The 26,403-nt window shown below is 67.7% G+C and carries 15 protein-coding genes; 6 read left to right on the top strand and 9 right to left on the bottom strand.

Annotation, left to right across the window (positions count from 1 at the left end; all coding sequences use genetic code 11):
- The 5 genes from ilvD to Q0044_RS06020 form a co-directional block, all read right to left on the bottom strand.
- The gene (gene ilvD, locus Q0044_RS06040; RefSeq protein WP_298160731.1) at window positions 1-1,740 is read right to left on the bottom strand and encodes a dihydroxy-acid dehydratase; all 1,740 of its coding nucleotides are present in this window, start codon (window positions 1,738-1,740) and stop codon (window positions 1-3) included.
- A gap of 100 nt (window positions 1,741-1,840) precedes the next feature.
- Window positions 1,841-1,993 carry a hypothetical protein gene (locus Q0044_RS06035; RefSeq protein ID WP_298160730.1) on the bottom strand — a complete coding sequence of 51 codons (153 nt, stop codon included), beginning with the start codon at window positions 1,991-1,993 and terminating at the stop codon, window positions 1,841-1,843.
- Between the two features lie 125 nt (window positions 1,994-2,118).
- Entirely contained in the window at window positions 2,119-2,625 is a 507-nt protein-coding gene (locus Q0044_RS06030) for a DUF6702 family protein (RefSeq protein ID WP_298160728.1), read from the bottom strand.
- Window positions 2,622-5,015: a M1 family metallopeptidase gene (locus Q0044_RS06025; protein WP_298160726.1), complete on the bottom strand. Its 2,394-nt coding sequence runs from the start codon at window positions 5,013-5,015 to the stop codon at window positions 2,622-2,624. Before Q0044_RS06025 ends, Q0044_RS06030 begins: the two co-directional genes overlap by 4 nt.
- A 105-nt stretch (window positions 5,016-5,120) precedes the next feature.
- Window positions 5,121-5,579: a TetR/AcrR family transcriptional regulator gene (locus tag Q0044_RS06020; RefSeq protein ID WP_298160724.1), complete on the bottom strand. Its 459-nt coding sequence runs from the start codon at window positions 5,577-5,579 to the stop codon at window positions 5,121-5,123.
- A 272-nt stretch (window positions 5,580-5,851) separates the two neighbouring features.
- Here Q0044_RS06020 and Q0044_RS06015 point away from each other — a divergent pair, with 272 nt between their 5' ends.
- From Q0044_RS06015 to Q0044_RS05990, 6 genes are all read left to right on the top strand, one after another.
- Window positions 5,852-7,066 (top strand): efflux RND transporter periplasmic adaptor subunit, encoded by a 1,215-nt coding sequence (locus Q0044_RS06015; RefSeq protein WP_298160722.1) that lies wholly within the window; start codon window positions 5,852-5,854, stop codon window positions 7,064-7,066.
- A 10-nt stretch (window positions 7,067-7,076) separates the two neighbouring features.
- Window positions 7,077-10,346: an efflux RND transporter permease subunit gene (locus tag Q0044_RS06010; RefSeq protein ID WP_298160720.1), complete on the top strand. Its 3,270-nt coding sequence runs from the start codon at window positions 7,077-7,079 to the stop codon at window positions 10,344-10,346.
- A complete protein-coding gene (locus Q0044_RS06005) occupies window positions 10,343-11,785 on the top strand; it encodes an efflux transporter outer membrane subunit (protein WP_298160718.1) in 1,443 nt (480 codons plus the stop codon). The genes Q0044_RS06010 and Q0044_RS06005 overlap by 4 nt, the downstream gene beginning before the upstream one ends.
- A 120-nt stretch (window positions 11,786-11,905) precedes the next feature.
- On the top strand, window positions 11,906-13,336 hold the full coding sequence (locus Q0044_RS06000; RefSeq protein WP_298160716.1) for an NAD(P)-dependent oxidoreductase: 1,431 nt from the start codon (window positions 11,906-11,908) through the stop codon (window positions 13,334-13,336).
- Window positions 13,333-17,844, top strand: coding sequence for a glutamate synthase large subunit (gene gltB / locus Q0044_RS05995; protein WP_298160714.1), 4,512 nt, complete (start codon window positions 13,333-13,335; stop codon window positions 17,842-17,844). The genes Q0044_RS06000 and gltB overlap by 4 nt, the downstream gene beginning before the upstream one ends.
- Complete coding sequence (locus Q0044_RS05990) at window positions 17,841-19,094, top strand: ammonium transporter (protein ID WP_298160713.1); 1,254 nt, start codon at window positions 17,841-17,843, stop codon at window positions 19,092-19,094. Before gltB ends, Q0044_RS05990 begins: the two co-directional genes overlap by 4 nt.
- Window positions 19,095-19,295: 201 nt before the next feature.
- Here Q0044_RS05990 and Q0044_RS05985 read toward each other — a convergent pair whose 3' ends face one another.
- The 4 genes from Q0044_RS05985 to Q0044_RS05970 form a co-directional block, all read right to left on the bottom strand.
- Complete coding sequence (locus Q0044_RS05985; RefSeq protein ID WP_298160711.1) at window positions 19,296-22,871, bottom strand: M1 family aminopeptidase; 3,576 nt, start codon at window positions 22,869-22,871, stop codon at window positions 19,296-19,298.
- 4 nt (window positions 22,872-22,875) lie between these two features.
- Window positions 22,876-23,757, bottom strand: coding sequence for an ABC transporter ATP-binding protein (locus Q0044_RS05980; protein ID WP_298160709.1), 882 nt, complete (start codon window positions 23,755-23,757; stop codon window positions 22,876-22,878).
- 66 nt (window positions 23,758-23,823) lie between these two features.
- Complete coding sequence (locus Q0044_RS05975) at window positions 23,824-24,207, bottom strand: AprI/Inh family metalloprotease inhibitor (RefSeq protein ID WP_298160708.1); 384 nt, start codon at window positions 24,205-24,207, stop codon at window positions 23,824-23,826.
- A gap of 56 nt (window positions 24,208-24,263) precedes the next feature.
- Window positions 24,264-26,396 carry a malate synthase G gene (locus Q0044_RS05970; protein WP_298160706.1) on the bottom strand — a complete coding sequence of 711 codons (2,133 nt, stop codon included), beginning with the start codon at window positions 26,394-26,396 and terminating at the stop codon, window positions 24,264-24,266.
- Window positions 26,397-26,403: the final 7 nt, after the last annotated feature.

Raw genomic sequence — 26,403 nt, 5'->3', positions numbered from 1 at the left:
TCAGGCTTCCTGCGTCTGACGGGTTTCCGCGCGGACTTGGGCCGGCGGCGGGTTGGGAATGGTGACCGCGCCCTGGGCGGCCGAGGCCACCGAGGCGCGATACTTGGCGAAGACGCCCGTGGCGGCGTTCAGCGGCGGCGCGGTGTGGGCGGTCCGGCGCTCGGCCAGGTCGGCGGCGACGTCGATGCGGCGCGCGGTGACGTCGATGGTGATGCGGTCGCCGTCGCGGATCAGGGCGATCGGGCCGCCCGCCGCCGCTTCCGGCGACACATGGCCGGCGACGAAGCCGTAGCTGGCGCCCGAGAACCGGCCGTCGGTGATCAGGGCGACGTCGTGGATGCCCCGACCCTTCAGGGCGGCGGTTACCTGCAGCATCTCGCGCATGCCGGGGCCGCCTTGCGGACCTTCATAGCGGATGACGATGACGTCGCCCTCGCCGACCGAACCGTCCTGGACGGCGTGGAAGGCGTCTTCCTCGGAATCGAACACGCAGGCGGGGCCCTCGAACCGGTCGACCTTGTGGCCGGTCAGCTTGATGACGGCGCCGTCTGGGGCGATGTCGCCATAGATGACGGCGTAGGAGCCGCGCGGGCTGAAGGGCTCCGCAACCGTCGAGACGACTTGCTGGCCCGGGGTTTCCTCGGCCTCGGCGGCCTCGGCGAACAGGCTGCGACCCGAGACGGTCGGGGCGTTGACGATCTTGCCGGCCTCGGCCAGCCGCTGGGTCACCAGGCGGGTGCCGCCTGAGGCGTACAGATGCGAGGCCAGGAACCGGCCGCCCGGCTTCAGGTCGCAGATGACCGGCGTCTCCTCGCAGGCGGTGTTGCAGTCCTCGACCCCGAACTCGATCCCCGCCTCAATGGCGATGGCGGTCAGGTGCAGGACGGCGTTGGTCGATCCGCCCGAGGCCGAGACGGCTGCGGCCGCATTCTTCAGCGACGCGCGGGTGATGTATTTGCGGGCCGTGTCGCCGGCGAAGACGCGTTCGACGATCAGTTCGCCGCAACGATGGCCCTGTGCGCCCTTCATCGGGTCGACGGCGGGGACGTCGTTCGCTCCCATGGGAGACAACCCCATGACCGACAGGGCCATCGCCATGGTGTTTGCCGTGAACTGGCCGCCGCAGGCGCCGGCGCCCGGGCAGGCCGCGCTCTCGACCCTCTTCAGCTGGTCGTCGTCGATGGTCCCGGCGCCGCGTGCGCCGATGGCCTCGAACACATCCTGGATGGAGATCTCCTTGCCGCCGATGACGCCCGGCATGATGGTCCCGCCGTAGTAGACCAGACCCGGGATATCCATCCGGGCCAGGGCCATGGCGGCGGCCGGGATGGTCTTGTCGCAGCCCACGATGCAGACGACGCCGTCCAGCTGATGCCCCTGGACCGCCAGTTCGATCGAGTCGGCGACGACCTCGCGGGAGATCAGCGAGGCCTTCATGCCCGGCGTGCCCATCGAGATGCCGTCGGTGACGACGATGGTGTTGAAGTCGATCGGGAAGCCGCCCGCAGCGATGATGCCCGCGCGGACGTCCTTCGCCAGCCGGTCCAGATGCATGTTGCAGGGCGTCACCGACGACCAGGTGTTGACCACCGCGATCATCGGCTTGTCGAAGTCGGCGTCGTCCATGCCGGCGGCCCGCAGATAGCTGCGGGCCGCGGCGCGGTTGGCTCCTGCGGTCACGACGGCGCTACGTCGCTGAGGCGACGGGGCCGTGTCATCCGGGGTGAAATCTTGCGTCATTGTCTTAAGGCGTTCCGAGAGGGGTCCCGGACCGGCGCAACAAAAAACCCGCTTCCTGTCGGGAGCGGGTGGCTGCGGTCGATCCTGATTTTGCTTGGGTTCAGGTCAGTTGCATCCACGCCGCTCCGGAGAGCAGGCCAAGGAGTACGCTGACAATAAGGGTGGTCAGGGCGGCAGGCGTGATCACAGGCCGCGGCGCAGCGACGGCGCGGGCCGGGTGGCGGGTCGAGGCATGGCGGTTCGGGTGGCTCACGGCCGGCTCCTGATTACCTGTACATAGGACCAGAAATCGCGGCGCTGCACAAGGCGTTCTGGAAAAAACTTCCAATTTTGGCGGCTTCAGGTGCCCGGAGGGGTATTTCCACCCTCCCGGACCGCTCAGCGGCCGAAAGTCACCATCTGGGCCGCGCTGCCGGGTCGAAACACTACGGTCCGGGTCACGCCCGCCACGCGGATATTGACCTGCTGTTCCTGATCGTCGTGGACGCCAGGGAAGAAGTCGAGATCGACCCGGACTGTGCGCACTGCCGCGCCGGACGGTCCGCTGCCGGCGTAGTCGACCCGGATATTGTCCGCGGCCAGATCGGTCACGGCATGGTCCAGCTCGACGAGCGCGCCGTCCACCTCCAGCCGGAACCGGCGGTCCAGATGCTCTTCCAGCGCAGCCACAGCGTCCGGATCGTCCAGCGTCGGCTGGGCGTCGGGAGCGACCGTCACCAGCGCGGGCTCGACGTCATGGGCGGCAAAGCGGTGGGACACGGTGACGGCCCCGCTCCGGGGATCGACCTCGATCACGGTAAGCCCGGAATGGCCGCGATGGGCCAGGACCGGCGTGGCCAGAACCAGGCCGGCGACGAGGCCGGCCAGAAAAATGCGGCCCCTCATCGCGCCACCGGCTGTGGGCGCAGGCTATCGGGCGTCACCCGGCGGTCGTCGTCACGCATCCGGTTGGACCCCTGCGGTCCCTGCGCCTGCAGCGGGACCTGGCTGGGCTGGATCGACTGGGGGAAACCGTTGTTGGCCCGGTTGGCGTCGGCCGTCTCCCACAGGGGATCCACCTCGGCCGAAACCAGTGTCTTTGACGACACATACTGCCAGGTCACGCGCTGGCTGTTGCGGCGCCAGATCTCGGCCGGAATACGGACGATCTCATCGGAGCCGTCCGACCAGTTCAGCTTCAGGATGACGGGCATCACCAGGCCGCCCTCGTTGGAGAAGGTGAAACGATAGACGTTGTCGTCAAACGTCAGGGCCTGACGGCGGTTGGCGTCGGCCTCGGCGGCTGTGCGCGCGCTGGCGGCGTCGCGGCGCTGGCTGGCCGTGACGGTGAAGGCGTCGGTCTCGTCGTAATAGTCGCGGACCGAGGGATCGCGCTCGGTCACGGTTTCGATGCCGCGGTTGTTGACCACGGTGCGCGATTCCGGCTCGGCCTCGAACCGGGCGCGGGCGGCACGGGCACGGTCCTCGGGGTCGGTTGATTCCAGCGATACGGCGATGACGTTGTCCAGCGCGATATCGACGTGATCGGTCGAGTAGAACCAGCCGCGCCAGAACCAGTCCAGGTCCATGCCGGAGGACTCCTCCATGGTACGGAAGAAGTCGTAGGGGGTGGGCCGCCTGAAGGCCCAGCGTTGAGCGTATTCGCGGAAGGCCCGGTCGAACAGTTCGCGGCCCATGATGGTCTCGCGCAGGATGTTCAGGGCGGTCGCGGGCTTGGCATAGGCGTTGTTGCCGAACTGAAGGATGCTGTCCGACTGGGTCATGACCGGCACCTGGTTTTCCGAGATCATGTATTCGACGATCTGACGCGGTTCTCCCCGGGCCGGGAAGTCGGCGTCCCACAGCTTTTCGGCCTGGTACTGCAGGAAGCTGTTCAGCCCCTCGTCCATCCAGGTCCACTGCCGTTCATCGGAGTTGATGATCATCGGGAAATAGGTGTGCCCCACCTCATGGATGATGACCCCGATCAGACCGGCCTTGGTCCGCTCCGAATAGGTCAGACTGCCGTCATCCCCCCGCAGCGGGCGCGGCCCGTTGAAGGTGATCATGGGATATTCCATCCCCCCGACCGGGCCGTTGACCGACTGGGCCGTGGGATAGGGATAGGTGATCGAGAACTGGTTGTAGACGTCCAGGGTGTGGGCCACGGCCTTGGTCGACCAGGCGTCCCACAACGGGCGCGCCTCCTTGGGATAGAAGGACATGGCCATCACCACCGGATGCTCGGCGCTGTCCTGCTCCACGCCCATGGCGTCCCAGATGAATTTGCGACTGGAGGCGAAGGCGAAGTCGCGCACGTTCTCGGCCGCAAAGGTCCAGGTGCGGGTGCCGGAGCGGGCCGGGCTGGCTTCGGCGGCCGCGGCCTCGGCCGGCGTCACGATATAGACGGGCTCATCGGCGGTCCGCGCCTCAGCCAGCCGGTCGCGCTGGGCGGCCGTCAGGATTTCAGGATTCTGCAGGGCACCGGTGGCCGAGACCTGGTGGTCGGCGGGGGCGGTGATGGAGACGTTGTAGTCGCCGAACTCCAGCGTGAACTCCCCGGAGCCTAGGAACTGGGCGTTATGCCAGCCCTCGTAGTCCGAGTAGACCGCGAGGCGGGGGAACCACTGGGCGGCAAGGAAGATGCAGTTGCCGTCCTCCCACGCCTTGGTGAAACACTCATACCCGCTGCGGCCACCCACAACATTGGTCTCGGGCAGCGGAAGGGTGAAGGCGAGGGTGAAGGTGAAGCTCTGCCCTGTCCCGAGGGTCTGCGGCAGTTCGATCCGCAGCATGGAATCGGTGATCGAGAACGGCAGATCCTGACCGTCCTGCCCGGTGACCTTCAGGTCGTTGAAGCCCCCTTCCCACTGCTGGAACCGCTGGACCCGAACCACCTCGTTGACGGACAGGGTCGTGTCGGCGCCGACGGTGCGGCTACGCTCGGCCAGGGAGGCCCGGCGGTAGTTCTGCTGGTCCAGCAGAAGCCAGAGGTACTGAAGTCCGTCCGGTGAGTTATTGGTATAGGTGATGGTCTCGACGCCCGTCAGCGAACGGTCCCGCTCGTTCAGGGTGACGTCGATGTCGTAGTCGACCTGCTGCTGCCAGTAGCGGTGACCCGGTGCCCCCGAGGCGTTGCGATAGTCGGTCGGGGTCGGCCAGTCCTCGCCCTCGAACTGGCGGAACTTGTCCTCAAAGGTCCCGACGGTCTGCTGAACCGGCCCCTGGCTGACCTGGGCCTGGGCCGCGCCGGTGAAGGCGACGGCCAGCGCCGCGACAAGAACCATTACCCGCATGCGAGACTCTCGAACCAAACCCAAAAGCAGAGATGAACCTTAGAGGCTGATGGAAGACGCGCAAGCATCGCCAGACCAACGTCCGGCGATGTCGGGGGATGAGGTTCAGCCGTCGACGAGTTCCTGCAGCATGGGGGCGAGGCGCGCCTTCATGCGTTCACACTCCTCAGCCGACAGTTTCATGCCGCCGGACAGATCGCGGCCAACCGCCACGCCCATCAGGATACCGGCGAGAATGCGGGCGCGGATCGGTGCATCCGGGCCGCCCAGCCACTCGGTGAAGGGCTGGTAGAAGCATTCGGTCGACTGTTGCTGGACGATTTCGGCCGCCTTGGGCGAGCCGGCCGACTTCAGCATGATCAGCAGCCAGGCCAGGTCTTCATCCTTGGAGGGGCCATAGACCAGGTCGTCGGCCATCCGCTCGCCGAAGGTCGAACGGTCGCCTTCCATCAGATCCTTGCCGTCGCAGCCGTCCAGCACGGCGCGGAACAGATCTTCCTTTGAGCCGAAATAGCGGGAGATCAGGGCTGGATCGACGCCGACGTCCCTGGCGATGTCGCGCATCCCCACCTAGTCGTAGCTCTCGGCCGCGAACCGTTTGCTGGCCGCGTCGAGAATCGCACTGCGGGTGGCCGCTGCGTTCCGGGGTCGATGGCAAACGGCGAAACTCAACGTGATCTCCGAGATAATCGTTGGACCGGTATGGCCATGTCATCGCCTGTTGACAAGCGTGCCCGATCGCCACATGAAAGTCATCAGGCGATGACCGGGCATCCTCCCCCGCTTACCCGCGTTTCGCCAGACCGGGAATTCGCCCCTCAAGGGAGATTGCGCGCATGCGCAGGCTGAAGATCTTCGCCGTGTCCGTCCTCGTGACGGGCGCGCTTTACGGCTGCTCGCAACGTTCGGAAGCGCAGGGCCCGCCGCCCGCCGCGCCGGTCACCGTGGCCGTGCCCCTCGCCGAACGCATTGTGGACTGGGACGACTTCACCGGTCGTTTCGAGGCCACCTCGTCCGTCGAGGTCCGCGCCCGCGTCGGCGGCTTCATCCAGTCCGTTCACTTCCGGGACGGCGACTATGTCCAGCGCGGCCAGCTGCTGTTCACCCTGGATCAGCGTCCGGCCCAGGCCCAGCTGGCCTCGGCCCGTGCGGCCCTCAACCAGGCCCAGGCGCAACTGACGCTGGCTCGCACCAACCTGACCCGCTCCGAAGGCCTGCTCGCCAGTCAGGCCGTCAGTCAAGCCGAGGTCGACACCAACAGGGGCGCCGTCCAGATGGCCGAAGCTTCGGTCGCCTCCGCCCAGGCGGCCGTCCGCGCCCGTCAGCTGGAACTCGAGTTCACCCGCGTCACCGCGCCGGCCTCGGGCCGTGTGTCGGACCGGCGTGTCGATCCGGGCAATGTGATCGCCGGCGGTTCGTCCGCCGCCGACGTCCTGACGACCATCGTCTCGTCCTCGCCGATCTATTTCGTGTTCGAGGGCTCCGAGGCCCTGCTGCTCAAATATCAGCGCGACGCCCGCGCCGGCCGTTCGGCGCCGGTCCGCATCCGCCTGCAGGACGAGAGCGACTTCACCCGTACGGGCACGCTCGACTTCACCGACAACGCCGTCGACGCCGCCTCGGGCACCATCCGTCTGCGCGCGGTCATCCCGAACGGCGACGGCTTCCTGAAGCCGGGCATGTTCGCCCAGGCCCGGGTCGCCGGTGCCGGCGCCTATGACGCCCTTCTGGTTCCGGATTCCGCCATCGGCACGGATCAGGCCCGCCGCGTCGTCTCGGTCGTCAACGCCGACGGATCGGTCACTCCGACGCCGGTCCAGTTGGGACCGCTCGTCGACGGGCTTCGCGTCGTGCGCTCGGGCATCCGTCCGACCGACCGGATCATCATCGACGGGCTGCAACGCGCCATGCCAGGCATGAAGGTAGCCCCGACCAACGGCCGCATCACGCGCCAGCCACGCCCGGAATCCGTCCCGACCACCTACGCGCCGCCAGCCGCGACCGGCACCTCCGCCGGCGCCCTGACGCAATCCGTCACCGTCGGCGACTGAGGCCAGGCGCATGAACATTTCACGCTTCTTCATCGACAGGCCGATCTTCGCGGCCGTCCTGTCGGTGTTCATCACCCTCGTCGGCGTCTTCGCCTATCCGCTGCTGCCGCTGGCGCAGTACCCGGAGATCGCGCCGCCCACGATCACCATCAACACCGCCTACGCCGGTGCATCGGCCGAGACCCTGGCCGAGACCGTCGCCGCCCCGATCGAGCAGGAGGTGAACGGCGTCGAGGGCATGCTCTACCTCTCGTCGTCCTCGACCTCTGACGGCGCGGTGGCGATCACCGTGACCTTCCAGCCCGGCACGGATCTCGATTCGGCCCAGGTGCTGGTCCAGAACCGCGTGGCCCTGGCCGAACCCCGCCTGCCCGAGGCCGTGCGCCAGGTCGGCGTGGTCGTGAACAAGCAGGAATCCGGCTTCCTGATGATCCTGGGCCTGACCTCGCCCGGGAACGTCCTGAACAACGACTACGTCGGCAACTACGCCAACTCGACCCTGCGCGATCGTCTTCTGCGCATCGAAGGCGTGGGCAATGTCACCATCTTCGGCGGCGGCAACTATTCGATGCGCGTCTGGATTGACCCGGCCAAGGCCGCCGCACGCGGCCTGAACGCGACCGATATCGTCAGCGCCCTTCGCGGCCAGAACATCCAGGCCGCCGCCGGCTCGATCGGCCAGCCGCCGTTCGCCACCAACGCCTCCGCCTTCCAGCAGCCGATCCAGGTCCAGGGTCGCCTGTCCAATCCCGACGAGTTCGCCGAGATCGTCATCAAGACCGACGCCGAGGGCCGGGTCACCCGGGTTCGCGACGTGGCCCGTGTCGAACTCGGCGCTCAGGACTACGGCATCCAGGGCTATTTCGACGGCGTGCGCGGCGTCGGTATCGCGATCGTTCAACAACCGGGAGCCAATGCCCTGGGCACCGCCGAACGGGTGATCGCAGAAATCGAGGCCATCAAGGCCGACGCGCCCCAGGGACTCGAGATCGGCATTCCCTACAACCCGACAGAGTTCGTCGCCGCCTCGGTCGAGTCGGTGCAGCACACCCTGATCGAGGCGATCATCCTGGTCGTGCTCGTCGTCCTCATCTTCCTGCAGTCCTGGCGCGCGGCCATCATCCCGATCGTCGCCATCCCCATCGCCCTCGTCGCCACCTTCGCTGTGCAACTGGCGCTCGGCTATTCCATCAACTCCCTGTCCCTGCTGGCCCTCGTGCTCGCGGTCGGGATCGTGGTCGATGACGCCATCGTCGTGGTCGAGAATGTGGAGCGCTACATCCGCGAAGGCCTGTCGCCCAAGGATGCCGCCTACAAATCCATGCAGGAGGTGTCGGGCGCCCTGATCGCCATCGGCCTGGTGCTGGTCGCGGTGTTCGTTCCGACCATGTTCGTGCCCGGGATCCCCGGCATCTTCTATCGCCAGTTCGCCGTGACGATTGCCGCCGCGACCGTCGTGTCGCTGTTCGTATCCCTGACCCTTTCGCCGGCCATGGCGGCCCTGCTGCTGAAACCGCACGACGAGCATGACGAGCATGCGGCGCGTCCGACGACCCTTCTGGGCAAGGCTCGTTACTACGGCGGCTGGGCGGGTCGGAAGTTCAACGACGGCTTCGACTGGCTGTCGCAGAAATATGGCCGTCTGACCGCCCGTCTGGTGCGCACGGTCGCGGTGATTCTGGTCGTCTACGCCGGCCTGCTGGGCCTCACGGCCTGGCGCCTGATCGACACCCCGTCCGGCTTCATCCCGGACCAGGATCAGGGCTTCCTGATCGGCGTGATCCAGCTGCCGGCCGGGTCGTCCCTGGAGCGCACCAATGCGGTGATGACCAGCGCCCGCGAGATCATCGAAGGCACCGAGGGCGTCGACGGCACCGTGGCCTTCTCCGGCCTGGACGGAACCAGCTTCTCGTTCGGCTCCAACGCCGCGACCATCTTCGTGCGCCTGAACGAGTTCAGCGACCGGACGACGCGGGAGACGACGGCGACGGCTCTGGCGGGCGCCATCACCGGCGCGGCCCAGGGCATCCAGAACGCCAATATCTTCGTCATCGCGCCTCCGTCCATTCAGGGGCTGGGCAACGGCAACGGCTTCTCGATGATGATCCAGGACAGGACGGGGGCAGGCTACGGCGCGCTGGAAGGCGCGACCTACGCCATGATGGGCGCCGCGGCCCAGGCTCCGACCGAGGTGCAGCAGGTCTTCTCGACCTACAACACCGCCTCGCCGCGCGTCGAAGCCGACGTCGACCGTGATCGCGCCCTGATGATGGGGGTCCAGCCCTCCGACGTGTTTAACACGATGGGGATCTATCTGGGTTCGTCCTACGTCAATGACTTCAACATGCTGGGCCGCACCTTCCGGGTGACGGCCCAGGCCGAGCCGGCCTATCGCGACGACATGGCCGACATCGCCAACCTGAAGGTCCGTTCGGCCTCGGGCGCCATGGTGCCCCTCGGGTCGGTCGCCACCTTCCGCGAGAGCTCCGGCCCGTCCCGGATCGTGCGCTACAACCTGTTCCCGGCGGCCGAGTTGCAGGGCCAGGGCGCGCCGGGCGTCTCGTCGGGGACGGCGATCGGCATCATGGAGAACATGGCGGCCGCCACCCTGCCGCCGGGCTTCTCCTACGAGTGGACGGGTCTGGCCTTCCAGGAGAAGCAGGCCTCAGGCGGCGCGACGATCATCTTCGTGGTCGCGGTGCTTCTGGTCTTCCTGGTGCTCGCCGCCCAGTACGAAGCCTTCACGCTTCCGCTGGCGGTCATCCTGATCGTGCCGATGTGCCTGCTGGCGGCCATGCTGGGGGTCAACGCCCTCGGCCTCGACAACAACATCCTGGTCCAGGTCGGACTGGTGGTGCTGATCGCCCTGGCGGCCAAGAACGCCATCCTGATCGTCGAGTTCGCCAAGCAGAACGAGGACGAGCAAGGCCTCGACCGCTGGGACGCCGCCGTCGCGGCCGCCCGGACCCGCCTGCGCCCGATCCTGATGACCTCCTTCGCCTTCATCCTGGGCGTCCTGCCCCTGGTGCTGGCCGAGGGCGCCGGCGCAGAGATGCGTCGCTCCCTCGGGGCGGCGGTCTTCTTCGGCATGATCGGGGTGACCGTGTTCGGCCTGCTGTTCACGCCGGTCTTCTATGTGATCTGCCGGGGCCTCGCCTCGCGCATCCCGCAGCGTCCCTCGGCCCGGAGCGTCACCCCGACGACCACCAGCGCGCCTTCGGACGACGCCATCCACTCCACGCCGGCGCTCAACGCGCCGCGCACGGGAGACGCCGCATGACTTCCCGCCTCCTCACCCCCCTCCTGACCGCGTGCGCCGCCTCCGCCCTGTTGGCGGCCTGCGCGGTCGGGCCGAAGGCGCCCGACGCCCCTCTCCCCCCCCTCGCGTCGGGCGCCTTCGTAAGTTCGCCGCTCGGGTCCGCCAACGGCGCGACCTCGACGGCGGAGGCGCGCAGCGACTGGTGGCGGCTCTATGATGACCCGACGCTGGACGGTCTGATCGAACAGGCGTTCGCGCAGAACAACGAGCTCGAAGCGGCCGTCGCCAATCTGCGCGCCGTCCGGGCCAGCCTGTCGGAAGCCCGCTCGGGACTGTTCCCGACGACCTCCGCGTCAGGCTCGGCGACCCGCAGCCGCGCCTCGGCCGCGACGACGCCCGGCCTGGCCGCCGGACAAAACGCGCCGGAGACCGACGCCTATTCGGTCGGCCTCGACGCCGCCTATGAGGTCGATCTGTTCGGTCGGGTGGCCTCAACCATCCGCGCCGCGACCGCAGACGCGGAGGCCCAGGCCGCGGCGCTCGACATCGTCCGCGTCACCGTGGCCGCCGAGACCGCCCGCGCCTATGCCGACGCCTGTTCCGCCAACGCCCAGATCGCGGTCGCGGAACGGACCATCGGTCTGCAGCAGAACACGGCCGACCTGACCCAGCGCCTGCTGGAAGGCGGCGCAGGAACCGGACTCGACACGGCTCGCGCCCAGGCCGCTCTGGCCTCGACACGCGCCCAGTTGCCGAGCCTTCGGGCCCAGCGTGACGGCGCCCTGTATCGTCTGGCCACACTGACCGGCGTCACCCCGGCAGAGGCGTCCCAGGCCGCCCGATCGTGCCAGCGTCCCCCGCAGCTTTCACAGCCGATCCCGGTCGGCGACGGCGCGGCCCTGCTGGCCCGTCGCCCCGACATCCGCCAGGCGGAGCGCGCCCTGGCCGGGGCGGCCGCGCGGGTGAACGTCGCCACCGCCTCGCTCTTCCCGACTGTCTCACTGGGTGGATCGATAGGCTCGACGGCGCTGGAGGCCGGCGACCTCGGCGATGATGCGTCCTACCGGTTCTCGTTCGGCCCCCTGATCAGCTGGAGCTTCCCCAACGTCCTGGCCGCGCGCGCCCGGATCGAAGCCGCCGACGCCCGCACCGACGCGGCCCTGGCGAATTTCGACCAGACCGTGTTGCTGGCGCTGCAGGAGACCGAGACGGCCCTGACCAACTACGCCAACGAACTGGACCGACGCGCGGCCCTGACCGAGGCGCGGGACCAGGCCGCCAACGCCGCCCGTCTGGCCCGCCTGAGATTCGACGCCGGGGCCGACAGCTTCCTGACCGTGCTGGACGCGGAGCGCACCCTCGCCGGCGCCGATGCCACCCTGGCCCTGTCCGATGCGCTGGTGACCACCTACCAGATCGCCCTGTTCAAGGCGCTGGCTGGCGGCTGGGACCAGGGCTGAGGCGAACAAAACCGCGAACGGTTCTCATTTCGAGGTCATTTCATGCGCATGACACATGATTTGACCCCGGAACGGGGAAATCATTTGCTCTAGGCGACCGGCGACGCTTTATATGTTGCCATGCAACAGAAAGGCCCATCCGGACCCCAGGGGTTCGTCGTTCAACCACGCCGCCTGCCCAAGGCGGACGCTTCGGTGCGCGTGCAGGATTTCGGCGAGATCATCGTCAAACCGACCACGGAAAACGTCGAGGTCCAGGCCGGGCGCTGCACCGACTGCGGCGTGCCCTTCTGCCAGAACGCCTGCCCGCTCCAGAACAACATCCCCGACTGGCTGGGCCTGTCGGCGGAGGACGAGATGCGCGAGGCCTGGAAGATCGCCTCGGCGACCTCGACCATGCCCGAGATCTGCGGTCGCATCTGTCCGCAGGACCGCCTTTGCGAGGGGTCCTGCACCCTGAACCAATCCGGCTGGGAAGCCGTGACCATCGGCTCGGTCGAGGCCTTCATCGGCGACACCGCCTTCGACAACGGCTGGGTCGAACCGATCCGCCCCCTGCATGAGCGCGGCCAGTCCGTCGGCATCGTCGGCGCCGGTCCGGCCGGGATGGCCGCCGCCGACCGGCTGCGCGAACAGGGCTATCAGGTCACCGTCTACGATCGCCACGACCGTCCGGGCGGCCTCCTGACCTACGGCATCCCCGGCTTCAAGCTGGAGAAGCGCGTCGTGCAGCGCCGCATCGACCGGCTGATCGACGGCGGCGTGGAGTTCGTCACCAACTGCGATGTCGGGACGGACGTCACCCTGGCCGAACTGCGCGAGCGACATGATGCTGTGCTTCTGGCCATGGGCGTCTATCAGGCCCGGGCGCTCCAGGCGCCCGGTGTCGGCCCGGGCTCGACCATTCCGGCCCTGGAGTTCCTGATCCATCAGAACCGCCGCGACCTCGGCGAGGCCGACAACGACACCTGGCATCACGCCAGCGGTCGAAACGTCGTCGTCATCGGCGGCGGCGACACGGCCATGGACTGCGTCCGTACCGCGATCCGCCAGGGCGCGGCCAGCGTCACCTGCCTCTACCGCCGCGATCGCGAGAACATGCCGGGCTCGGCCCGGGAGGTCTCCAACGCCGAGGAAGAAGGCGTCGTCTTCGAATGGCTCGGCGCGCCCAAGGCCCTGATGTCGAAGGGCGGCTCGACCTCGGCTGTCCGCGCAGCACGCATGACCCTGTCCGAGCCCGAGTTCGGCAAGCGCCGTGACATCGTGCCCGTCCCCGGCGGCGACTTCGACCTGCCCGCCGACATGGTCATTGAGGCCCTCGGCTTTGAACCCGAAGCGTTCGCCGCCCACCACGACGACCTCAGCCTGACAGAGTGGAACACGGTGGCGACCGCCCGCTCGGGCTTCGCCACCTCCCTGCCCGGCGTCTATGCCGCCGGTGATGCCGTGCGCGGCGCCTCCCTCGTCGTCTGGGCCGTCCGCGACGGTCAGGACGCCGCCGCCGAGATCGACCGTTACCTGCGTACCCAGACTGAAGAAGCCGCCGCATGACCTGGCTGACCCAATACCAGCAAGACCGCCAGCGTCTGATCGACGCCCATGCCTATGAGCCGTCGTCGGAGAAGGACGCCTGCGGCGTCGGCCTCGTCGCCGCGATCGACGGCAAGCCCCGCCGTGAGGTGGTCGAACTCGCCATCAAGTCGCTTAAGAACGTCGCCCACCGCGGCGCAGTCGATCCCGACGGCCTGTCGGGTGACGGCGCGGGCCTGATGGTCGAGGCGCCCCAGGCCTTCTTCGCAGAACAGGTCCGCATCATCGGCCAGACCCTGCGTCCGGGCCCCATCGCCATCGGCCAGATCTTCCTGCCGCGCACCGACCTGGGCGCCCAGGACCGCGCCCGCGCCATCGTCGAGACGGAAGTCCTGCGCGCCGGCTTCACCATCTACGGCTGGCGCCAGACGCCGATCGATCTCGCCGTCGTCGGCTCCAAGGCCGACGCTACCCGACCCGAGATCGAACAGATCATGCTCGCGGTCCCGTCGGACCTCGTCGAGGACGGCGAGGCTCTGGAACGCGAACTCTACCTGGTCCGCCGCCGCATCGAGAGCGCGGTCGCGGCGGAGAGCGTGCCCGGCTTCTACATCTGCTCCCTGTCGGCCCGGTCGCTGATCTACAAGGGCATGGTCCGCGCCGAACTGCTGGACCAGCTCTATCCCGACCTGCTGGATCCGACCTTCCAGTCCGCCTACGCCATCTTCCACCAACGCTATTCGACCAACACCTTCCCCGAGTGGCGGCTGGCCCAGCCGTTCCGGATGCTGGCCCACAACGGCGAGATCAACACGCTCAAGGGCAACCTGAACTGGATGCGGTCGCATGAGATCCGCATGACGGCCCAGGCCTTCGGCGATCACGACGAGGCTGTGAAGCCGGTCGTCCAGCCGGGCGGTTCCGACTCCGCTGCGCTCGACAACGTCTTCGAAGTCCTGGTCCGCGCCGGCCGGCCCGCGCCCATGGCCAAGGCGCTTCTGATCCCCGAGGCCTGGGCGCGTGACGAGGGCCTGATGAAGGCCGAACACCGCGCCCTCTACGCCTACTGCAACGCGGTGATGGAGCCGTGGGACGGTCCGGCCGCCATCTGCGCCACGGACGGCCGCTGGATCGTCTGCGGCAAGGACCGCAACGGCCTGCGCCCGCTGCGCGCCATGGAGACCCACGACGGCCTCTTGCTGGCAGGGTCCGAGGCGGGTCTCGCCGGTCTTCCGGAAAGCCGCATCAGGCGCCGCCTGCCCATCGGCCCAGGCCGCATGATCGTCGCCGATCTGCAGAACGGCGTCCTGCTCGACGAGATCGAGACCATCGACAGCCTTGCGGCAGATCATCCGTATACAGAGTGGTTGGAGAACATGGTCGATCTGGAGCCGATCATCGGCCCCGGACCTGAACCCCGCGCCGCCACCGGCGAGGCCCTGACCCGGCGCCAGATCGCCGCCGGCTACTCCCGCGAAGACCTGGACCTGCTCCTCGATCCGATGATCAAGGACGGCAAGGAGGCGGTCGGCTCCATGGGCGATGACACCCCGCCGGCGGTCCTGTCCGCCCTGCCCCGTCCGCTGGCCCACTATTTCCGCCAGAACTTCTCCCAGGTCACCAATCCGCCGATCGATCCCCTGCGCGAGGCCGGGGCGATGAGCCTGAAGACCCGGTTCAAGAACCTGGGCAACATCCTTGCGGAGGAAGAGGCCCAGACCAACGTCTTCGTCCTCGACAGCCCGGTCCTGACGACGGGCATGTACGAGCGGATGCTCGACGTCGTCGGGGCCGGTTCGACGGTGGTGATCGACTGTTCCTATCCCCTGCCGGAGGCCGGCGCCCGCCCGGGCGCGGGTCTGCGCGCCGCGCTGGACCGCATCAAGGACGAGGTCGAGGCCGCCGTGCGCGGCGGGTCCAGCCTCGTCGTCCTGACCGACGAGCGCGCATCGGAAACCCGCCTGTCCGTGCCGATGATCCTGGCCACCGCCGGGGCCCACGGCCGCCTGACCGACAAGGGCCTGCGCAGCTTCGTCTCGATCGTCGTCCGCTCGTCAGAGGTGCTGGACCCGCATGGCTTCGCCGTCCTCGTCGGCGTCGGCGCCACGGCCATCAATCCGTGGCTGGCCCAGGAGATGTTCCAGGAGCGTCTGGATCGCGGCGCCTGGCCGGGCCTGAGCCTTCGCGACGCCTGTCTGAACTACAAGGCCGCGCTCGAGGCCGGGCTGATGAAGACTCTCGCCCGCAAGGGCATCAGCGTCATCTCCGCCTATCGCGGCGGCTGCGAGTTCGAGGTCCTCGGCCTGTCGCGCGCCGTCACGGCCGAGTTCTTCCCGGGCGCCCCGTCGCGCATCTCCGGCATCGGCCTGGCGGGTCTGGAGCGGGCGGCGCTGCAACGCCATGCCCAGGCCTGGACCGAGGCCACGCCCTCCCCGGCCGTTGGCGGCTTCTTCCGCATCCGCGCGGGCCAGGAAAGCCACGCCCATGACGCCAAGACCATCCACCTGCTTCAGGACGCCTGCAATCGCGGCGACTACAAGCGCTTCAAACAGTATTCCGAGGCGGTCGCGGCCCAGCCGGACAACGCGCCGCGCGACCTGCTCGACTGGCGCGAAGGCCTCAAGCCGGTCCCGGTCTCCGAGGTCGAATCCGTCTCGGATATCCGCAAGCGGTTCCTGACCCCCGGCATGTCCCTGGGCGCCCTGTCGCCCGAGGCGCACGGCGTCCTCAACGTCGCCATGAACCGGATCGGCGCCCGTTCCGTCTCGGGCGAGGGCGGCGAGGATCCGGACCGCTACGCCACCCGTCCGGACGGCGACAACATGAACTCGGCGGTCAAACAGATCGCCTCCGGCCGGTTCGGCGTCACTGCCGAATATCTGAACCAGTGCCGCGAGATCGAGATCAAGATCGCCCAGGGCGCCAAGCCCGGCGAGGGCGGCCAGCTGCCCGGCTTCAAGGTCACGGAGTTCATCGCCCGGATGCGCCACTCGACGCCCGGCACGACCCTGATCTCGCCGCCGCCGCACCACGACATCTATTCGATCGAGGATCTGGCCCAGCTCATCTACGACCTGAAGTCGATCAACCCCGACTGCCGCGTCACGGTGAAACTGGTCAGCGCCTCGGGCATCGGCGCCATCGCCTCCGGCGTGGCCAAGGCCAAGGCCGACTGCATCCTGATCGCCGGCCACAACGGCGGCACGGGCGCCTCGCCCCAGTCGTCGATCAAGCACGCGGGTCTGCCTTGGGAGATCGGCCTGGCCGAGACCCATCAGGTCCTCAGCCTCAACAACCTGCGCAGCCATGTCGTGGTCCGCGCCGACGGCGGCATGCGCACCGGCCGCGACATCGTCATCGCCGCCATCCTGGGCGCCGAAGAGTTCAACATCGGCACGGCGTCCCTGATCGCCATGGGCTGTCTGATGGTGCGCCAGTGTCATTCCAACACCTGCCCCGTCGGCGTCTGCTCCCAGGACCCGCGCCTGCGCGAGAAGTTCACCGGCACGGCCGACAAGGTCGTGAACCTGTTCTCCTTCATCGCCGAGGAGGTCCGCGAACACCTGGCCATGCTGGGCGCACGGAGCCTGGACGAGATCGTCGGCCGCACCGACCTGCTGCGCCAGGTCCGTCGCGGCGGGTCGCACCTGGACGACCTCGACCTCAACCCCCTGCTGGTTCGCGTCGAGGCGGCCGAGAAGAAGCTGTGGGCCGATAAGGGTCGGGCCGAGGTTCCGTCGACACTCGACGCCCGCGTCCTCAACGACGCCTGGGCCTTCCTGGATCGCGGCCAGACGTCGGAGCTGACCTATCCGATCTCCAACGTCATGCGCACCATCGGTGCAGGCGTGTCGTCAGCCATCGTCCGTCGCTGGGGGCCGACCGGCCCGACCGGCGTCCTGACCCTCAAGCTGCAGGGTTCGGCGGGCCAGTCCTTCGGCGCGTTTGCGGCAAAGGGCCTGAAGCTGGAGCTCACCGGCGAGGGCAATGACTATGTCGGCAAGGGCCTGTCCGGCGCCGACATAGTGGTCAAGCCGATCGAGTGGCGCGAGCACCAGCCCGCCATCGGCAACACCACCCTGTACGGCGCCACCTCGGGTCGGCTGTTCGTGGCCGGTTCGGCGGGCGAGCGGTTCGCGGTTCGCAACTCCGGCGCCGAAGCCGTGGTCGAGGGGGCCGGGGCCCACGCCTGCGAATATATGACCGGTGGTCGCGTCGCGATCCTCGGACCTGTCGGCTGGAACCTGGCCGCCGGCATGTCAGGCGGCGAATTGTTCGTCCTGGACGACGCCGGCCGGACAGGTCTCGCCCTCAACGGCGATCTCGCGGCCTTCTGTCCGATCACCGAGGCGGCCGGTCAGCGCCTGAAGGCCCTGATCGAGGCCCATCTGGCGGCGACTGGATCACCGCTCGCCCGGCGACTGCTCGGCGCCTGGTCCGACAACCTGAAGCGGTTCGTGCGCATCGTCCCGATCCCGGTCGCAGAGGCCGAACGCAAGATCGACGCCGGCCAGGCGGTCCCGGCATGACGCTCGCCGCGCCCGCCCTTCTCGCCCACCAGGCGCCGCTCGTCATTGACGGCGCGGCGACCGCCTGGATCCTGGTCTCGACGGCCTTCGTGCTGATGATGACCCTGCCCGGCCTGGCGCTGTTTTACGGCGGCATGGTGCGCAAGAAGAACATCATCGCCACGATCGCCGCCTCGACGGCCTCCCTGGTGGTGGTGACTGTCCTGTGGTTCGTCGCCGGCTACAGCCTGTCGTTCGGAACCTCCGGCCCGGCGACCAACGACTTCATCGGCGGGCTTCAGGCGGTCTTCCTCGACGGCGTTCGCATCAACACGGCGCACAGTCTCGCGCCCGGCCTGCCCGAATATCTCTGGATCGCCTACCAGCTGACCTTCGCCATCATCACGCCCGCCCTGATCGCCGGGGCCTTCGCCGAGCGGATGAAGTTCTCGGCATCCCTGCTCTTCTTTGGTCTGTGGCACCTGATCGTCTATGCGCCGATCTGCCATCAGGTCTGGGGCGGCGGTTACCTGGGTTCCTGGGGCGTGCTGGACTTCGCGGGCGGCGCCGTGGTCCACGTCAACGCGGGCGTCGCCGGCCTGGTCTGCGCCCTCGTACTGGGGCCGCGCCATGGTTTCGGGCGGGACAATATGGCCCCGGCCAACCTCGCCTACACCGCCATCGGCACGGGCCTGCTGTTCGTGGGCTGGCTGGGCTTCAACGCGGGCTCGGCCTGGGCCGCCGACGGCATCGCCGCGGTCGCCGCCCTCAACACGATCATCGCACCCGCAGCCGCCGCCCTCGGCTGGATGGTCATCGAGTGGATCGAGAAGAAGCGCCCGACCCTGCTGGGACTACTGTCAGGCATCGTCGGCGGCCTGGTGGCCATCACGCCTGCGGCCGGCTTCGTCGATCCGAAGGGCGCCTTCCTGATCGGCCTGATCGGCGGCCCGGCCTGCTACGCCGGCGCGGTCTGGCTGAAGCATGCCCTGAAGTACGACGACAGCCTCGACGCCTTCGGCATCCACGGGGTCGGCGGCATCGTCGGCGCCCTCCTGACCGGCGTCTTCGCCACCACCGCCATCAACGGCGTGGCCGAGGGCGCGGACGTGGTGAAACAGATCATCGGCCTCGCCGCCGTCATCGCCTGGAGCGCGGTCGGAACGTTCTTGGTGCTGATGGTCTGCAAATTCACCACCGGGCTTCGTGCGACCAAGGACGGCGAGGTCGAGGGACTCGACTACTCCGAACACGGCGAGAGCATTCACTGACTGGTTCGCGTCCCTCTCCCCTTGCGGGAGAGGGCTTGAGCGCCCGCGAGCGCAGCGAGTGGACTTGCGCGAAAGGGTGAGGGGTCACGCCGCCTCAACGGCAAGAGCCCGCGTCACCCCTCACCCGACCGCGCCAGAACGACGGCTACCGCCGCCGTGCGCGGGCTCCCTCTCCCGCAAGGGGAGAGGGATGCAAAGCCGCTAATCCACCTTCCGCACATTGTCGTCGGAGTTGCGGTCGATCCACTTGTTGTAGGGATCGGCCCCGGCGAACGTCGGCTTCGTCGCCGTCGTGAACCGGAAGGTCTGCACGCCCGATCGCAGCGGCCGCCGCTCGAACAGCAGCACATTGCTCTGATCGAACGCGCCCTTGCCCGGCTCGGCCGAGAACAGGCCGATGTCGAACGTCTCGTTCAGCGGGCTCTCCGTCTCCTCACCCTTGCCGTCGGCGTAGAGTTTGCGCGCCTCGACCGTGAGCGTGACATCCCAGCGTCCGTCACGGCGTTGGGTCGCCGTCGCCGCCGTGGTCTTGACGTCATACAGGGTGATCTTCTCGAACAGGTCGGTGATCAGGGCCTGTTTGTCAGCCGGCGCATTGGCCCGGATCAGGTCGATCAGGTCGACCGAGCGCGGGTAGGGCGCACTCTTGAAGGCGTGGGCGGCCAGGAACTGCGACAGCGCGCGGTTCACGTTCGCCTCGCCGATCTGGTCGGCCAGCAGGTACATGACCACCGCACCCTTGCGGTAGTGGATATACTGCTGGTTCTCCATCCGGTTCAGCGGCAGCTCCTCGATCAGCTCGGTGCCGCGCGAACGCAGATAGCGGTCCAGTTCGAACTTCAGGAAGCGGCGGATCTTGTCGGGCCCGTACATCTCCCGCATCACCATCAGGGCCGAATACTGGGCCAGGGTCTCGGACATCAGGGTCGCGCCCTGCATGTCCGCCCCCACGACCTGGTGCGCCCACCATTGGTGCGCGAACTCATGCGCCCCGATGTAGGTGACGTAGTCGATCTTCGTCTCGTCCTTGAGGTCGGCGATGAAGCCGAGGTTCTCGGACCAGGCGAAGGTGTTCGGCATCGACTGGGCGAACGACCCGTAGGGGAACTCGCTGATCCGTGCCTGACGGAATTGATAGGGCGAGAAGTTAGCCTGGAAATAGTCGAGCGAGTTTTCCAGCGCCGTCATCATGCGGGGCACGTTGCGGCCGTGCTGGGCGTCATGGAAGACGACCATCTCCACACCGTTGTGCATCTGGCGCGCAATCTCGTAGCGGGCCGATTGCACCGACAGGAAGTAGAGCACCGGTGACTCCGTCACGAACCGAATCGTGCGGCGACCGTCGGCGGTCGTGTCGCTGCGGACCTGGCCCGGAGCCAGCGGCGTCTGGTCGGCGTCGGTGGTGACGGTGACGTCGGCCGTGACCCAGTCGGCGCCGATATAGTTGCGCCGCGTCGCCGTCATGTCTTCCAGCTTCGCCGGACGCAGCTCGGCCGGCAGGCCGAACTTCCTGCGCTTGGTCCGGTCCTGCAGCACGCCGGAGCGATCCATGCCGATCATCGGCGCGAACTCCATGTTGTTCACGAAGGTCCCGTTGTCGACGATCCGGGTCGTATTGCCGCTGTTCCTGAAGCCGCGTTGCTCCAGCACCGTGTCGAAGCTGACCGTCCGGCGCTCGCCCGGCACCATCGGCGTGTCGAAGCGATAGATGCGATAGTCGAACTCGGGCCATTCCCGGACCATCCGCGCGCCCTGGACGGTCAGGGTCTTCATCTCCAGATCGTCGTTCCAGCGCATGTGCATTTCCGACAGCGGCGCACCGGTGCGGTTCTCGATCACATAGGTCCCGGTCGTCTCCAGTCGCGGGGCGCGGGGATGCAGGTCGAGATTCAGCTTCACATCCACCAGCGTCGGCTGGGGCGTGGTCTCGAACCGCAGCAGGGTCTTCTCGTACTCGGCCTGCCGCTTTTCCTGATCGCCCTGGCTGACGTACTCGTTCCACACATTGGTGTTGACGTAGACGAACACGCCCAGGCCGACGAAGGCGACCACCGCCAGGCCGAGGACGACACCCGCAGGCCCCTTCAGCCGGTGCGGCAGACGCTTCAGCCGGGGCATGAACCGGGTCTCGGTTCCCCGACGCCACAGGGCGTAGCCGAGGGTCAGGAGGACGATGGCGGCCATCGTCCAGTAGGCGTCCAGCCAGGCCGCGAAGCCGGCGAAATCACCCCTGCCGTTGATGTCCGACAGCGGAACCCCGACGCCCGACCCATAGCGGTACAGGACGTGGTCGAAGCCCAGGTTGGACGCCACGATCGTCGAGATCATGTAGACGACCATGATGGCCCAGCCGACGAACTTGTTCGGCGACAACGACTGCACGAAGATGGCCAGGACCGCGATCAGGGCGAAATTCACCGTCCCGGGAATGACGTACCAGACCAGGTATTTGCCGAACTCGAAGTCGGTGTAGCCCTTGAAGATCTGGGTCCCGACCCCGGCCACCACGCCCGCGATCAGGATCGAGGCCAGCACCAGGATCAGGGCCAGGGTCTTGGGCAGCAGGAAGGTCCAGTCGGGGGTCGACGAGGCGTCGATGATCTCATGGACCTTGCGCTCGCGGTCACGCCAGACCAGCTCGCCCGAGTAGTAGATCGACACGATGATGGCGATCAGGCCGAACGCGCCCTGCAGGCCGTCGATCACCATCCGGGTGACGAGCAGGACGGGCGCACCGTAGATTTCGCCCATGAACAGCAGGGTGGTGATGGCGAAGGCGAAGCCGAGCAGGATCAGAACGAAATAGGCCGGGCTCTTGAACACCAGCGACATCTCGAAGGCGGTGCGCGACGCCAGGCGGGCCCAGCCGGCGGCGAAGCCTTCGGTCGGCGAGGCCAGCGGCCGGTTCGCGGTCGCAACGGGGGCAGCGGCCTCGGCCATCTTGCGCAGTTTGTCGGTCTTGCCCGCCTTCGCCCCGCGCACCGCCGGACGATAGAGGGCATAGGCGGCCCCCAGGATGGCGACGCTGATCGCCAGCCACAGGATCCGGTTCCACAGGAAGATCCCCTCCAGCGGCACGTTCAGCGTATTCCGCTCCGCCGCAGTCCAGTATTTGGTCGCCAGGCCGAAGGCGCCGGCGCCGAAAGGCTCGCCCCAGGCCATGGCGGTCTCGAACTCGGGCCGGCTTCCCAGGGTGCCGGACGCGGCCAGATAGGCGATGAAGACGGCGACCACCCCGACATAGGTCGCCATCATGGAGCGGGTCACCGTCGCCAGGGCGAAGAAAAGGGCGGAGGTCAGCAGGACGCCCGGCAGACCAAGGACCAGGTAGTTGTACAGGTAGTCCCACGGCCGGAAGTCGCCGATCGTCTCCTTGTCGACCCAGGGCGCGACCGTGCCAGCGATGATGCCGAGCGTAATGACGAGGAAGCACAGGGCCGTGGCCAGGAAGGCGCCCGCGAACCGGCCATAGAGGTAGTCGAACTTGGTAATGCGCGTGGACAGGACCATGGGCCCGAAGCCGGTCTGGACGTCACGCACGACCACGTTGGCGACGATGGCCGTCGTCGCCAGCATGAAGAACATCGACATGGTCGCGTTGATGGTCGCCAGGGCATAGGGCGCGTTCTTGTGGACGTTTCCGCCCGCGCCGATGGAGATGTTGTCCGAGGCGGCGACAAGGCCGAAGCCCATCAGGCCGAAGATGATGGCGATGACCCAGAAGGCCGGCTGGCGCAGCTGGTAGCGGAATTCGAAGGCGGCGATTTTCCCGAACATGATCTTACGCCGCGACCTTGCGCGAGGCGCTGAGCGTAGAGAAATAAACATCCTCGAGGCCGCCCGGCACGGGCTCGAAGCCCTCGCCCGGACGACGGTCGGACAGGACGTGGATCACAGTCTTGCCGGCGAACAGACGCGTGGAAATGACTTCGTGTTTGGCGCGGTGATCCTCCAGCGCCTCCTTGTCGATGGTCTTCTTCCAGACCCGACCGTTCAGCTGGTCCATGAGGTGGGCAGGCGCGCCCTCCAGCTGGATCTTGCCGCCGGCCAGCACGGCCATGCGCGGGCACAGATCGGCCACGTCCTCGACGATGTGGGTCGACAGGATGATGACGACATTGTCCGCGATCTCGGCCAGCAGATTCAGGAAGCGGTTGCGCTCCTCGGGGTCCAGACCGGCGGTGGGCTCGTCGACGATGATCAGTTTCGGATTGCCGATCAGGGCCTGGGCGATGCCGAACCGCTGGCGCATGCCGCCCGAGAAGCCGGCGATGGCCTTGTTCCGCACGGACCACAGATTGGTCTGCTGCAGCAGGGTCTCGACAGTCTGCTTGCGGTCCCTGCCCGAGGCGATGCCCTTCAGCACGGCCATGTGATCCAGCATGTCCCAGGCCGACACGCGCGGATAGACGCCGAAGTCCTGGGGCAGATAGCCGAGGGTCCGACGCAGCTTCTCCGGATCCTTGATCACGTCGATGCCGTCGAAGTCGATCGATCCGGACGTCGGGGTCTGCAGCGTCGCAATCGACCGCATCAGGGTCGACTTGCCCGCGCCGTTGGGCCCCAGCAGGCCGAACATGCCGTTGGGCACGTTCAGGGACACATCATCCAGCGCCCGCGTCCCGTTGGCGTAAACGTGGACGAGATTCTTGATCGTAAGCATGAGCAGCCCCTCTGACAGTCAAGCGACCTTGTCACGCCGCTATCAGGGCCGCAAGTTACGATCGTGTCAGGAAAGCGGCGCGCGGCTCAGGGTGAAGCCGCCCGAGGTCGCCTCGAAGGCGTCCTCGCCGGTACGGCGGAAGGCCATCAGTACGGCGCCGTCGGCGGTCAGGATCTCGAACCCGTTCGCCGTGGCGCGCCAGCTCCTGGCCTTGGTCGCGTCAGCAATGGCGCAGTTTTCGGCAAGCACCGGCCGGACGCCGTCGATCACCAGATTGGCCAGAGACAGGCTGCACTGCGCCCCGCCCGGCCCGCGCAGGGACCAGAGGCCCGCGACCTGATCGACGGCGGAAGCCTGGCTCTGCGGCTCCGAAGAGGATGCCGGCGCGGCGCACGCGGTCATGAGGAACGCGCCTGCGACAGCGCAGATGATGGATCGGTCACGGGTCATGTGTTCCTCTCTGGAAGCTCAGCTTCCGCCCGGATCACGGCGGGGACAAGGCCGGATCAGCCCGCCTTCACCTTCAGCCGGAACGCATGCAGCAGCGGCTCCGTATAGCCGTTCGGCTGATCCACCCCCTCGAACACCAGGGCCCGCGCCGCCTGATAGGCCAGCGACCCGTCCGGATCGGTCGCCATCGGCCGGTACAGGGGGTCGCCCGCATTCTGGCCGTCGACCTTGGCCGCCATCCGCAGGAAGGCGGCGTCGACCTGGGCCGCCGTACAGACCCCGTGCAGCAGCCAATTGGCGATGTGTTGCGAACTGATCCGCAGGGTCGCGCGGTCCTCCATCAGGCCGACGTCGTGGATGTCGGGCACCTTGGAACATCCCACGCCCTGGTCGATCCAGCGCACGACATAGCCGAGGATGCCCTGGGCGTTGTTGTCCAGCTCGTCGCGGACCTCCTGTTCCGACCAGTTGGCGCCGTTCGCAAGCGGCGGGGTCAGCAGATCCTCCAGACCCGGCGTCGGGCGCTGCGCCACATCCTTCTGGACCGCGAAGACATCGACCGCGTGATAGTGGAGCGCGTGCAGGGTCGCCGCCGTCGGCGAGGGCGTCCAGGCCGTGTTCGCCCCGGTCCGGGGATGACCGATTTTCTGCTCCAGCATGTCGGCCATCCGGTCGGGCGCGGCCCACATCCCCTTGCCGATCTGGGCCCGGCCCGAGAGGCCACATGACAGGCCGATGGCGACATTGCGCGCCTCATAGGCGGCGATCCATTTTGAGGACTTGATGTCGGCCTTGCGCACCACCGGCCCGGCCTGCATCGCCGTATGGATCTCGTCGCCGGTGCGGTCGAGGAAGCCGGTGTTGATGAAGACGATCCGGTCCTTCACGGCATGGATGCAGGCCGCCAGATTGGCCGAGGTGCGGCGCTCCTCGTCCATCACCCCGACCTTGATCGTGTGGCGCGCGAGACCCAGCAGGTCCTCGACCGCATCGAAGAGTTTGTTGGTGAAGGCCGCCTCGTCCGGACCGTGCATCTTCGGCTTGACGATATAGACCGAGCCCGCGCCCGAGTTCGTGAACCCGCCCAGACCCTTAAGGTCGTACATCGCGATCAGGGACGTCACGATGGCGTCGAGGATCCCTTCCGGCGCCTCGGTCCCGTCCGGCAGGTGGATCGCCGGATTGGTCATCAGATGGCCGACGTTCCTGACGAACAGCAGGGACCGCCCCTTCAGGGTCACCACTCCGCCTCCCGGCGCGGTGAAGGTCCGGTCCGGCTCCAGCGTCCGGTGCAGGGTCTGGCCGCCCTTCTGGAAACTGGCCGACAGGTCGCCCTTCATGAGGCCCAGCCAGTTGCGGTAGGCCGCGACCTTGTCCTCGGCATCCACCGCCGCGACCGAATCCTCGAGGTCGCAGATGGTCGACAGGGCGCTCTCCAGCACCACGTCCGACAGGCCCGCCGGATCGCTTGCCCCGATCGCGCTCGACCGGTCGATGACCAGTTCGATATGCAGTCCGTTGTTGACCAGCAGGATCGAGGTCGGCGCCGAGGGCTCACCGAGATAGCCGACGAACTGCCCCGGATCCTGCAGCCCGGGAACCAGCTTCCCGGCCTCGACCGACCAGCCGGTCACCTGTGAATACGATCCGGTCGCCAGCGGGACCGCCTCGTCGAGGAAGGCCCTGGCCCGCGACACCACCCGGGCGCCACGCGCAGCGTCATAGGGGCCGCCGGGCGGCAGCTCGCCGAGCGCGTCGGTGCCATAGAGGGCGTCGTACAGACTGCCCCAGCGCGCATTGGCCGCGTTCAGCAGGAAGCGCGCATTCAGGATCGGCACCACCAGCTGCGGCCCGGCCAGCCGCGCCAGCTCGTCATCGACCTTCTCTGTCGTCACCGAGAAGGGCGCGGGCGCATCCACCAGATAGCCGATGTCGCGCAGGAAGCTCTCGGTCCCCGCCGGATCGTGCGGCTGACCCTTGCGGTCGCGATACCAGGCGTCGATCCGCGCCTGCAGATCGTCTCGCCGCGCCAGAAGCTTTCGGTTCTCCGGCGTGAACCGGGTGAACACCCCGGCGACCCCGCTCCAGAAATCGTCTGCCCCCATACCGAGCCCCGGCAGAACATCGTCTTCGATGAAGCGCGCCAGTTCGGCGGCCACGGACAGGCCGGCGCGGTCGGAATGGGTCATGCGGATC

The sequence above is a fragment of the Brevundimonas sp. genome (assembly GCF_027484365.1).
GTDB lineage: Bacteria > Pseudomonadota > Alphaproteobacteria > Caulobacterales > Caulobacteraceae > Brevundimonas.
This window is presented reverse-complemented; position numbering and strand designations above follow the sequence as displayed.

What these genes read in the sequence shown, in the direction of transcription:
- ilvD (WP_298160731.1), bottom strand. Translation starts at nt 1,740, where the DNA reads ATGACGCAAGATTTCACCCCGGATGACACGGCCCCGTCGCCTCAGCGA.
- Q0044_RS06030 (WP_298160728.1), bottom strand. Translation starts at nt 2,625, where the DNA reads ATGAGGGGCCGCATTTTTCTGGCCGGCCTCGTCGCCGGCCTGGTTCTG.
- Q0044_RS06025 (WP_298160726.1), bottom strand. Translation starts at nt 5,015, where the DNA reads ATGCGGGTAATGGTTCTTGTCGCGGCGCTGGCCGTCGCCTTCACCGGC.
- Q0044_RS06020 (WP_298160724.1), bottom strand. Translation starts at nt 5,579, where the DNA reads ATGCGCGACATCGCCAGGGACGTCGGCGTCGATCCAGCCCTGATCTCC.
- Q0044_RS06015 (WP_298160722.1), top strand. Translation starts at nt 5,852, where the DNA reads ATGCGCAGGCTGAAGATCTTCGCCGTGTCCGTCCTCGTGACGGGCGCG.
- Q0044_RS06010 (WP_298160720.1), top strand. Translation starts at nt 7,077, where the DNA reads ATGAACATTTCACGCTTCTTCATCGACAGGCCGATCTTCGCGGCCGTC.
- Q0044_RS06005 (WP_298160718.1), top strand. Translation starts at nt 10,343, where the DNA reads ATGACTTCCCGCCTCCTCACCCCCCTCCTGACCGCGTGCGCCGCCTCC.
- Q0044_RS06000 (WP_298160716.1), top strand. Translation starts at nt 11,906, where the DNA reads ATGCAACAGAAAGGCCCATCCGGACCCCAGGGGTTCGTCGTTCAACCA.
- gltB (WP_298160714.1), top strand. Translation starts at nt 13,333, where the DNA reads ATGACCTGGCTGACCCAATACCAGCAAGACCGCCAGCGTCTGATCGAC.
- Q0044_RS05990 (WP_298160713.1), top strand. Translation starts at nt 17,841, where the DNA reads ATGACGCTCGCCGCGCCCGCCCTTCTCGCCCACCAGGCGCCGCTCGTC.
- Q0044_RS05985 (WP_298160711.1), bottom strand. Translation starts at nt 22,871, where the DNA reads ATGTTCGGGAAAATCGCCGCCTTCGAATTCCGCTACCAGCTGCGCCAG.
- Q0044_RS05980 (WP_298160709.1), bottom strand. Translation starts at nt 23,757, where the DNA reads ATGCTTACGATCAAGAATCTCGTCCACGTTTACGCCAACGGGACGCGG.
- Q0044_RS05975 (WP_298160708.1), bottom strand. Translation starts at nt 24,207, where the DNA reads ATGACCCGTGACCGATCCATCATCTGCGCTGTCGCAGGCGCGTTCCTC.
- Q0044_RS05970 (WP_298160706.1), bottom strand. Translation starts at nt 26,396, where the DNA reads ATGACCCATTCCGACCGCGCCGGCCTGTCCGTGGCCGCCGAACTGGCG.